Origin of the sequence: Roseisolibacter sp. H3M3-2 (assembly GCF_029211165.1) — a bacterium.
Classification (GTDB): Bacteria; Gemmatimonadota; Gemmatimonadetes; order Gemmatimonadales; family Gemmatimonadaceae; genus Roseisolibacter.
On record NZ_JARGEK010000171.1, the window covers coordinates 1 to 9,715 of the forward strand.

The window sequence follows — 9,715 nt, forward strand, 5'->3', positions numbered from 1 at the left end:
CGCCGGCGCCGATCGCGAGCCCGCCGGCGCCGCCGCGCGCGGGGGGCTGCGTCGGGCGCGGGGCGTGGGCGTCGAACGTGGTCATGCGGCGAGCTCCCGGGGGTGCGTGTCGCGGGTGGCGGGCGCCGCCGCGCGGCGCCCCTTGAGGGCCGCGTAGGCGACGGGGACGACGAACAGGGTGGCGAGCGTCGCGAACGCGAGCCCGCCGATCACCGCGCGCCCGAGCGGGGCGTTCTGCTCCCCGGCCTCGCCGAGGCCGAGCGCCATCGGGAGCATGCCGAGCACCATTGCCGTCGCGGTCATGAGCACCGGGCGGAGGCGCGTGTACCCGGCGTCGAGCGCGGCGTCGCGCGCCGACAGCCCCGCCGCGTGCCGCTCGTTGGCGAACGACACGACGAGGATGCCGTTCGCCGTCGCCACCCCGATGCTCATGATCGCCCCCATGAGCGCCGGGACCGAGAGCGGCGTCTGCGTGACGTAGAGCGCCCACGCGATCCCGGCCAGCGCGCCCGGGAGCGCGGTGGCGATGATCAGCGGGTCGAGCCACGACTGGAAGTTCACGACCATCAGCAGGTAGACGAGCAGCACGGCCAGCGCGAGCCCGTAGCCGAGCCCCGTGAACGCCTGCCGCATGCTGGCCACCTGCCCGCGCATCACCAGCGTGCTGCCGCGCGGGAGCGTCGGGCGGATCTCGTCGAGCACGCGGTCGACGTCGCGCGCCACGCCGCCGAGGTCGCGGTCCTGCACGCCGGCGAACACGTCGTACACCGGCTGCACGTTGTAGTGGTTGACCACCGCCAGCCCGGCGCGGCGCGTCACCTGGGCCAGGTTGTCGAGCAGCTGCGGCGCGCCGGCGCCCGAGGCGGGGAGGATCGGCGTGGCGCCGATGTCGGCCACCGACGCGACGCGGTACTGCGGCGTCTGCACCGAGACCTGGTACTGCACCCCGTTCTGCGGGTTGAGCCAGAAGTTGGGCGCCGTCTGCCCGCTCGACGCCAGCGACACCAGCACGTTGCCGGCGACGTCGCGCTCGGTCATGGCCAGCGCGGTCGCGCGGTCGCGGTCGACGGTGAAGAACAGCTCGGGGGCGTTCACCACCTGGTGCAGCCGCACGTCCACCGCGCCGGGGATCGTCTTCAGCCGCTGCTCGATCGTGCGCGCGACCTTGAGGTTCCCCGCGCGGTCGTTGCCGACCACCTGCACGTCGATCGGCGCCGGGAGCCCGAAGTTCAGGATCTGCCCGACGATGTCGGCCGCCTGGAAGAACAGCGTCACCTGCGGGTACTCGGCGCGCAGCACCCGGCGCAGCTCGCGCCGGTAGTCCTCGACCCCGCGCGTCCGCTCCTCGCTGAGCGAGATCAGGATGTCGGCGTCGCCCGCGCCGATGGTCGGGTTGTCGCTGTAGGCGAGGTTCGACCCGCCGGCGCCCGAGATGCCGACGTTGTCGAGGATCGTCGCCAGCTCGTTGGCCGGGATCACCCGCCGGATCGTGCGCTCCACGTCGGCGACCACCCGCTCCGTCTCCTCGACGCGCGTCCCCGGCGGCATGCGCAGGTGCAGGCGGAGCTGCCCGGCGTCCACGGCGGGGAAGAAGTTCTGGCCGAGGAACGGGATGAGGAGGCACGACGCCAGCGCCCCGGCCGCGAACCAGCCGGCGACGCGCGCGCGGCGGGCCAGGGCGCGCGTCAGCGCGTCGCGGTAGCGGGCGCGCATCCGCTCGAAGGCGGCGTCGAAGCGCAGGTGCACGCGCTCGATCGGCCCCGGCCCGCCGCGGCGGCGCGCCTCGTACTCCAGCGCGTACTTCACCAGCGTCGGCACCAGCGTCCGCGAGATGACGTACGACGCCAGCATCGCGAACACGACGGCCATCGCCAGCGGCGCGAACAGCGACCCGGCGGCGCCGCCGAGGAAGAACACCGGGACGAAGACGATGCAGATGGCGAGCGTCGAGACCAGCGTCGGCACCGCGATCTGCTGCGCGCCGTCGAGGATCGCGTCCTCGACGTCCTTCCCGTCGTGCAGGTGGCGGTGGATGTTCTCGATCCCGACGGTGGCGTCGTCGACCAGCACGCCGACCGCCAGCGCCAGCCCGCCGAGCGTCATCACGTTCATCGTCTGGCCGAGCGCCGAGAGGACGATGACCGAGCAGAGGATGGAGAGCGGGATCGACAGGGCGACGATCAGCGTCGAGCGCCAGGAGCCGAGGAAGAGGAGGATCATCGCCGCCGTGAGGCAGGCCGCGATCACCGCCTCGTGCAGCACCCCCTCCAGCGCCCCCTTCACGAACCGCGACTGGTCGGCCAGCAGCTCGACCTTGAGCGTCGGCGGGAGCGTGGCGAGGATCGGCGGGAGCGCCGCCTTCACCCGGTCCACGACGTCGATCGTCGACGCGCCGCCGGCCTTGAGCACCGTGATGAGCGCGCCCCGCTTCCCGTCGCGGCGCACGATGTTGGTCTGGACCCCGTAGCCGTCGCGCACGTACGCGACGTCGCGGATGCGCACGACGACGCCGTTGACCGTCCGGATCGGCAGGTCGTTGAGGGCGGCGACCGCCTCGGGGCTGCCGTTCATGCGCACGAAGTACTCGCGGTCCCCGATCTTGGCGGTGCCCGAGGGGAGGACGAGGTTCTGCGCGTTGATCGCGTTGCTGACGTCCGACGGCGAGACGCCGCGCGCGTGCAGCGCCTGCGGGTCGAGGTCGACGTTGATGAGGCGCGCGCGCCCGCCGTACGGCTGCGGCACGCTGGCCCCCTGCACCGTCGCCAGGCGGGTGCGGATCCCGTTGGTGCCGAGGTCGTACAGCTCCTGCTCGCTCAGCGTCTCGCTGGACAGCGACGCCTGGAGCACCGGCACGTTCGAGGCGTTGAAGCGCAGGATGAACGGCGGCTGCGCCCCCGGCGGCATCGTGCGCGTGACGGTCGTCGAGATCGCCGACAGCTGCGCCACCGCCGACTCGATCTTCGCCCCGGGGTGGAAGAAGACCTTGATGACGGTGATCCCGGGGACCGACTGCGACTCGATGTGCTCGATGTCGTTGACGGTCGTCGTCATCGCCCGCTCGGAGACGGTGGCGATGCGCCGCTCCATCTCCTCGGGCGGGAGCCCGTTGTACTGCCAGATCACCGAGACGACGGGGATGTCGATCTCGGGGAAGATGTCGGTGGGGGTGCGCACCAGCGACAGCACCCCGAAGATGACGACGAGGAGCGCGCCGACGACGAACGTGTACGGGCGGCGGAGCGCCAGCCGGACGATCCACATGGGGGACGACGACTCCGGGTCGGGTGGTGCGGACGACTCCGGAGCCTACGCGCGAGGCGGCGCCAGCGTTAGACGGCGGTCGAAACGCCGGGGGCGGACGCAACGAAGCCCGGCAGCACCTGGGTGCTTGCCGGGCTTGGAGTTGCCCCTCCTGGGCTCGAACCAGGACTCTTCTGATCCAGAGTCAGACGTGTTGCCAGTTACACCAAGGGGCAGTACGCACGCGGCCGGAACAGCAGGCGCGTGGGCTAGTATTGTACCCGGCCCCAAGAACGCGTGCAACCCCTCGCGCCCCGCCCCACGCCTTGCCGATCCGCCGCCCGACGCCCCGCGCCGTCCTCGTCACGCTCGCCGCCGCCGCCCTCGCGGGCACCGGCTGCGACGGCGCCGCCCGCGCCTTCGGGCCGGCCGCCGCCGCCGCGCGCACGCACGTGGACGACTTCTTCGGCGGCCTCGCGGTGCGCTTCGTCAACGTGCAGCGGAACCCGAAGTTCACCACCGCGCGCGGCAAGCTCGCCCGCCACGCCCTCTCCCCCTCGCGCCTCTGGGGCGACTCGGCGGTCTGGACCAGCCAGGGGGGCGACGCGCGCACGCTCGAGCTCGACGGGTCGTCCGACGGGCAGCGCTATCTCTTCCGCGCCGCCTCCGGCGTCCCCTCGCCCGACCGCCCGGGCGACGCGCGCCACGTGATGCGCCTGCACTCGCTGGGCGACGGCGCCTGGCAGTGGAACACCGCGGTCGAGCACGCCGTGGGACGCGCGCGGGCGCACGAGGTCGCCGCGGCGATGACCGGCGGGATCGCCGCCCTCGCCCGCCCGCAGGCCGACCTCCGCCCCGTGCTCCGCGCCGGCCTCCCCCGTACCGCCGCCGCGCTGGGGCGCCTCCTGACCCTCGAGGAGGCGAGGAGCACCCCGCTCGCCGACGGGTCGCGTCTGGTCGAGCTGCGCGCCCGCTTCGAGCCGAACCGGCTCAAGGCGACGATGCCGGCGTTCGCCCAGTACGTCCAGAAGTGGGTGCACCCGTCCAAGTTCTCGCTCGCCCTCGCCGACGCGCGCGGCGGACCGGCCCGCTGGCTCACGCTGACGCTCCGGGAGGACGTCCTCACCGTCCGCCTGCGTGCCCGCGCCGACGGCGAGCTGCTGGCGCTCGACGGCCCCGCCCGGCCGATGCCCGACACCCTCCAGTTCCGCACCGACAGCCGGATCGACTACATGATCTGGGACGTCGGCATGGACAAGCTCGCCGGCGAGATGACCGCGATCCGCGGCGCCCACGAGCGCGGCTGGGCGATCCGCTGGCGCAAGGCCCCCGAGTGGCACATCCCCCTCGGCGTGCGCCACCTCATGAGCGGCACCCTCAACCGCCCGTTCGAGGGCGAGGGGATGCTGCTGCGGCTGGCGCTCCGCGACAGCGACGTCTCGCAGACGCTCCTGGTCCGCCGCTTCGACGTCGCGGTCAAGGAGAGCGCGATCGTCCGCTGGATCGGCGGGCTGGGCTTCCGCGCGATGGACGACTTCTCCGGCCGCGCCGAGGTGGAGGAGAACCGGTTCCTGGCGGAGGCGCTCTATGCGATGCGGGCCGACCTGGGGGCGACGCTGGTCGCCAGCGGGGAGCCAGGGGCGGCGGGGCCGGAATGACGCGAGGGGTCGGCGACCGCTGGTCGCCGACCCCTCAACACTGGACGCTAGCCACGCGCGCCGTCATTGGAACTCTCCGTCCTACCGAACAGCGGCGGGCAGCGTGTATTGCTTTGGATCGCAACCTTCGTACCGGCGATCCGTCGTGCCTTTTATGGAGCTGAGGGGGATCGAACCCCTGACCTCACCGATGCGAACGGTGCGCTCTCCCAGCTGAGCTACAGCCCCGTAGATCGAAAACGGCCCCGCGACTGGTCGCCGGGGCCGAACCGACGAGGAGAAAACTAGCGGCAAGACCGACCGTGTCAAGCACGCCACGGAGGCGGCCGGTGTCGCCCGGCCGCGACGTGGCGACCGGTTGCCAGGATGACGCGCGGACCGGCCGGACGTCACACCCGCCCCGCTCCGGTCGCGCCACCCGGTCGCGCCGCGCGGCGCCGGATGCCCGCTCGGCACCCGGCGCCAACGCGCGCCCGCGCCCCGCCGTGCGGGTCAGCGCGGGTCGGCGCCGCGGGTCGTCTCGCTGCTGCTCTGCCGCGTCATCCCGCTCGACGACGAGGCCCCGCGGTCGAGCGACATGCCGCCCTCGCGGGTGACCGGACGCTGCATCTCGCGGTCGGACGACATCCCGCGCCCCTGCTCGCGCGCCAGGCGGCTCGCGCGGCTGCGCGACTCGCCCCCCTCGCGGCCGATGGCGGCCATGTGCGCGCGGTCGCGGCTCACCGCGATCCCGCCCTTCTGGCCGGCCACGCGGGCCTCGTCCGACGACCACTCGTGGGCCGTCCCCTTCGCGTGCGCCGCGCGCCCGCCCTTGCTGGCGATCTCGCGCTGCCGATTCGGATCCATCGAGGCGAAGCCGCGCTTGCTCTTGCCCCCGTTCCCGTTGGTGCTGCCGTTCGGATTGCCGGCCATGGTGGTTCCCTCCACTCGTCTCCGGATCTTCGCTCCGACGGCCACACCCCCTGTGCCGCCGCGGAGCAGGACTCCGCCGCCTGTCACCTGCGTGCCCAGCCTTGACGTGCGTGCGTGCCCGCCGCTGCCGAGCAAACAACGGGCCGTTGGCAGCCTCGTGCGGCGATCAGTCGAGGCCGCCTGCGTCCGACCCGCACCTTCCGTCACCCCGCGGTGGTCTCGCCTCCCAGGAGCGTGAGCACCTCGCCGGTGATGTAGCTGGAGTCGGCCAGCGACGCGAAGAACACGTACGCGGGCGCCATCTCCTCGGGCTGCGCCGGCCGCTTCATCGGCGTGTCCTGCCCGAACGCCGCCACCTGGTCGGCGGGCTTCGACTGCGGATTGAGCGGGGTCCACACGGGCCCCGGCGCCACGCAGTTCACGCGAATCTTCTTCTCCACGAGCTGTTGCGCCAGACTCTTCGTGAAGGCATGGATCGCGCCCTTCGTCGCCGAGTAGTCCAGCAGCGTCTTGCTCCCCTCCAACCCGGTGATCGAGCCGGTGTTGATGATCGCCGCGCCGGGCTTGAGGTGCGGCAGCGCGGCCTTCGCGAACCAGAAGTAGGCGAAGATGTTCGTGCGGAAGGTGCGCTCGAACGCCTCGTCCGAGATGTCGGCGATGCTCTCGGTGTCCTTCTGGTGCGCGGCGTTGTTCACCAGCACGTCCAGCCCCCCGAGCTCGCGCACCGTGCGCTCGACGGCCTCGCGGCAGAACGCCGCGTCGGTCACGTCGCCGGCGATCGCCACGCAGCGGCGCCCCTCGGCCTCCACCGCGCGCCGCGTCTCGTCGGCGTCGCGCTGCTCCTGCGGCAGGTAGACGATCGCGACGTCGGCGCCCTCGCGCGCGTACAGCACCGCCACCGCGCGCCCGATCCCCGAGTCGCCGCCGGTGATCAGCGCCCGCTTCCCCGTCAGCTTCCCCGCCGCCCGGTACGCGGGCGCCTCGTACTGCGGGCGCAGGCGCAGGTCGGCCTCGAGCCCCGGCTCCTCCTGGTGCTGCGCGGGCATCTGCGCCGGGTACAGGTCGACGCGGTCCTCGGGGCGCACGCGCGCGGACTGCTTCGGGGTGTCGTCGGGTGCGGCGGACATCGGGACTCCCTCGTGACGCTCGGACGGACGGTCGGGGGCGCGCCCGGCGGGAGGCCGGCGCGCGTCGAGGGCGGCGGGGTGCGCACGAGTCGCGCCGCGACGCCGCCAGTGTACGGAGCCGTCCGCCCCCGGCACGCCGCCGCGCCGCGCCGCGGGCGTCACGCCGTCCGATGGGCGGCCGCCGGGCGTGTTTAGATTCGCCCCCATGTCGCTGACCCTCCGCTTCCTCGGCACCGCCGCCTCGCGTCCCACGGTGGAGCGCAACGTCTCCGGCCTCGCCGCGACGCGCGAGGGCGAGACGCTGCTGTTCGACTGCGGCGAGGGGACGCAGCGCCAGATGATGCGCTACGGCGTCTCGTTCGCGCTCGGCGACATCCTGTTCACCCACATGCACACCGACCATGTGCTGGGTGTGATCGGGCTCACACGCACGCTGCAATTGGGGGGGCGCACCGAGCCGCTGCGGCTGTGGGGACCCCGCGGATCGGCGCGCCAGCTGCGCCAGGCCCTCGCCTTCGGCGGCGACCGCCTCGCCTTCCCCGTCGACGTCGCGGAGGTCGAGCCGGGGACCCCGATCCGCCGCGACGAGTACGCGATCGTCCCGTTCGAGGTCGAGCACCCGGGGAGCAGCGCCGTCGGCTACGCGATCGTGGAGCCCGAGCGGCGCGGGCGCTTCAACCCCGAGCTGGCGCGCGAGCTGGGGATCCCCGAGGGCCCCCTGTGGGGGCGCCTGCACCGCGGCGAGACGATCACGCTCGACGACGGCCGCACCGTCGACCCGGCGACGCTCGTCGGCCCCACGCGCCCCGGCCGCACGGTCGTCATCACCGGCGACACGCGCCCCTGCGCCGCCACCGTCGACGCGGCGCGCGGCGCCGACCTGCTGGTCCACGAGGCCACCTTCGCCGACGACGAGGCGGACCGCGCCCGCGAGACCGGCCACTCCACCGCCCGCGAGGCCGCGCAGGTCGCCCGCGTCGCCGAGGTGCGGCGGCTGGTGCTCACGCACATCTCGGCGCGCTACTCGCGCGACGCCCGGGAGCTGGAGGCGCAGGCGAGGCAGCTGTTTCCGGAGACCGTCATCGCGCGGGACGGGACGGAGATCGAGGTGCCGTATCGGGAGGCCTGAACCCCCAAGAGGCGGGAGTCGTGACTGCGGGAGCCGAAGGAGCGGGAGTCGGAAGAGCGCACTGCGCCGTCACGACTCCCGCAGTGATGACTCCCGCAGTCACAACTCCCGCTCTCGGGACGTCAGCCCGGCTCGAACCGCGGAACCCGACTGTCCACCGGCATCGACTTCCGGAACAGCCGCGCGAGCGCACGCTCGTCGAGCTGGCGCAGCACCGCCTCGGCGCTCAGGCGCGCGGTCACGGAGCGGGCCTCGGGGCCGTCGGTGACGTACCAAGCGTAGCGGTCCTGGCGCGACAGCGGGTCTGGGTGCTGGAAGACGACCATCGCGTTGGACGCGCCGGGGGCGCGCACCTCGACGTCCCAGCGCGTGCCGTCGGGCGCGCGGAAGGCGCCGCGGGCGAGGTCCTGCAGCCCGAGCCTCCAGCGCTTCATGCGTCCCCCCCGACCGCGGCGGCCGAGACGAGGGCGCCGGCGATCGGCTGGCGGCCGCCGAAGCCCGCGTCGCGCCGGTGCCACCACGACACGTCGGCCTCCCCCGGGCGCCAGCACAGGAACGCCGGCGCGCCGTCGACCACCGTGGGGAAGTCGATCAGCCCGTCCTCGAGCGACTTGCACTGCACCCCGAGCAGCGCGAGCTCGCCGAGCGAGGTCTGGATGTCGGCGGCGAGCGCCTGCGTCTCGCGCTGCAGCCGGCGCGCGGTGGGCGCCGGGAGCGCCGACGACGGGGCGCGGCGGGCCACCTCGATGGCGCGCACGCGGGCGCGCCAGCGCGCGTAGTCGCGCACCAGGTCCTCGGCGACGCGGCGCACGAAGGGGAGCGTCGCGTTCGCCGCGTCGACGGTGTAGAGGCGCTCCGCGACGGGGACGTCCGGGACGTCGGGTCGGTCCGGCTCGGGTCGATCCGGCACGGTCAGGGGGTCGGGGTGGCGGGGGCCTCGGCGGCCGCCTCGCCGTCGAGGCGCTGCTGCTCGGCGTTGCGCTCCTCGAGGCGGAGGCGGCGGCGCTCCTTCGCCGCGTCGTAGCGCCGCACCTCCTCCGGCGTCTCGGCGTGCAGCGGCGGGACCTCGATCGGGCGGCCGTTGCGGTCGACGGCGACGAAGGTGAGGTAGCACGAGTTGGTGTGGCGGCGGCGCCCGGTCGTGAGCTCCTCCGCCTCGACGCGCACGCCCACCTCCATCGAGGTGCGCCCCACGTAGTTGACGCTGGCCTTCATCACCACCAGGTCGCCGACGTGGATCGGCTCGCGGAAGTCGACGCGGTCGATGCTCACCGTCACGCAATTGTTGCGCGCGTGGCGGAAGGCCGCGACCGCGGCGGCGGTGTCCATCATCGAGAGGATCACGCCGCCGAACACGTGCCCCAGGTTGTTCGCGTGCTCGGGCATCATGAGGGCCGACGTCTCGTGCCGGCTCTCGCGCGGCGTGCGCGGGGTGAACAAGGGCATCGCGGGGTCGGGGGTGTCGGTCAGCGCGGCGCGCCGCGCCGCCACGCGACGCTCGTCGTGACGTCGTCGTAGAACGCGCTCTCGTCGAAGGCGCGGCGCAGCGCACGGCGCGCGCCGTCGCCCGCGCGGGCGCGCGGGAGCGCGAGCAGCTGGTGCACCGGGCCGGTCACCTCGCCGACGGCCACGGCCCCGCGCGCGCCGGC

9 protein-coding genes and 2 tRNA genes are annotated in these 9,715 nt (G+C 73.9%); 2 read left to right on the forward strand and 9 right to left on the reverse strand.

Annotation, left to right across the window (positions count from 1 at the left end; all coding sequences use genetic code 11):
• Window positions 1-81: 81 nt before the first annotated feature.
• Both PYV61_RS14455 and PYV61_RS14460 read right to left on the reverse strand, forming a co-directional pair.
• On the reverse strand, window positions 82-3,261 hold the full coding sequence (locus PYV61_RS14455; protein WP_275832736.1) for an efflux RND transporter permease subunit: 3,180 nt from the start codon (window positions 3,259-3,261) through the stop codon (window positions 82-84).
• 142 nt (window positions 3,262-3,403) lie between these two features.
• A tRNA-Gln gene (locus PYV61_RS14460) sits at window positions 3,404-3,476 on the reverse strand.
• A 90-nt stretch (window positions 3,477-3,566) separates the two neighbouring features.
• Between PYV61_RS14460 and PYV61_RS14465 the strand changes: the two genes are divergently transcribed.
• Entirely contained in the window at window positions 3,567-4,898 is a 1,332-nt protein-coding gene (locus PYV61_RS14465; protein WP_275832738.1) for a hypothetical protein, read from the forward strand.
• 155 nt (window positions 4,899-5,053) lie between these two features.
• Here the strand turns inward: PYV61_RS14465 and PYV61_RS14470 are convergent.
• The 3 genes from PYV61_RS14470 to PYV61_RS14480 all read right to left on the reverse strand — a co-directional run bounded on the left by PYV61_RS14470 (window position 5,054) and on the right by PYV61_RS14480 (window position 6,856).
• Window positions 5,054-5,126 (reverse strand) — tRNA-Ala (locus PYV61_RS14470).
• A 264-nt stretch (window positions 5,127-5,390) separates the two neighbouring features.
• The gene (locus PYV61_RS14475) at window positions 5,391-5,810 is read right to left on the reverse strand and encodes a KGG domain-containing protein (RefSeq protein WP_275832740.1); all 420 of its coding nucleotides are present in this window, start codon (window positions 5,808-5,810) and stop codon (window positions 5,391-5,393) included.
• Between the two features lie 203 nt (window positions 5,811-6,013).
• Complete coding sequence (locus PYV61_RS14480) at window positions 6,014-6,856, reverse strand: SDR family oxidoreductase (protein WP_345785240.1); 843 nt, start codon at window positions 6,854-6,856, stop codon at window positions 6,014-6,016.
• Between the two features lie 286 nt (window positions 6,857-7,142).
• Here PYV61_RS14480 and rnz point away from each other — a divergent pair, with 286 nt between their 5' ends.
• Window positions 7,143-8,066, forward strand: a complete 924-nt coding sequence (rnz, locus tag PYV61_RS14485) for a ribonuclease Z (RefSeq protein WP_275832744.1) — start codon at window positions 7,143-7,145, stop codon at window positions 8,064-8,066.
• 122 nt (window positions 8,067-8,188) lie between these two features.
• Here rnz and PYV61_RS14490 read toward each other — a convergent pair whose 3' ends face one another.
• The 4 genes from PYV61_RS14490 to PYV61_RS14505 all read right to left on the reverse strand — a co-directional run.
• On the reverse strand, window positions 8,189-8,500 hold the full coding sequence (locus PYV61_RS14490; RefSeq protein ID WP_275832745.1) for a hypothetical protein: 312 nt from the start codon (window positions 8,498-8,500) through the stop codon (window positions 8,189-8,191).
• Window positions 8,497-8,976, reverse strand: a complete 480-nt coding sequence (locus tag PYV61_RS14495) for a DUF2203 domain-containing protein (RefSeq protein ID WP_275832747.1) — start codon at window positions 8,974-8,976, stop codon at window positions 8,497-8,499. Before PYV61_RS14495 ends, PYV61_RS14490 begins: the two co-directional genes overlap by 4 nt.
• Before the next feature lie 2 nt (window positions 8,977-8,978).
• Window positions 8,979-9,512 carry an acyl-CoA thioesterase gene (locus PYV61_RS14500; RefSeq protein ID WP_275832750.1) on the reverse strand — a complete coding sequence of 178 codons (534 nt, stop codon included), beginning with the start codon at window positions 9,510-9,512 and terminating at the stop codon, window positions 8,979-8,981.
• A 20-nt stretch (window positions 9,513-9,532) separates the two neighbouring features.
• A partial coding sequence (locus PYV61_RS14505) for a hypothetical protein (protein WP_275832752.1) occupies window positions 9,533-9,715 on the reverse strand: 183 nt, incomplete at its 5' end.

What these genes read in the sequence shown, in the direction of transcription:
- PYV61_RS14455 (WP_275832736.1), bottom strand. Translation starts at nt 3,261, where the DNA reads ATGTGGATCGTCCGGCTGGCGCTCCGCCGCCCGTACACGTTCGTCGTC.
- PYV61_RS14475 (WP_275832740.1), bottom strand. Translation starts at nt 5,810, where the DNA reads ATGGCCGGCAATCCGAACGGCAGCACCAACGGGAACGGGGGCAAGAGC.
- PYV61_RS14480 (WP_345785240.1), bottom strand. Translation starts at nt 6,856, where the DNA reads ATGCCCGCGCAGCACCAGGAGGAGCCGGGGCTCGAGGCCGACCTGCGC.
- rnz (WP_275832744.1), top strand. Translation starts at nt 7,143, where the DNA reads ATGTCGCTGACCCTCCGCTTCCTCGGCACCGCCGCCTCGCGTCCCACG.
- PYV61_RS14490 (WP_275832745.1), bottom strand. Translation starts at nt 8,500, where the DNA reads ATGAAGCGCTGGAGGCTCGGGCTGCAGGACCTCGCCCGCGGCGCCTTC.
- PYV61_RS14500 (WP_275832750.1), bottom strand. Translation starts at nt 9,512, where the DNA reads ATGCCCTTGTTCACCCCGCGCACGCCGCGCGAGAGCCGGCACGAGACG.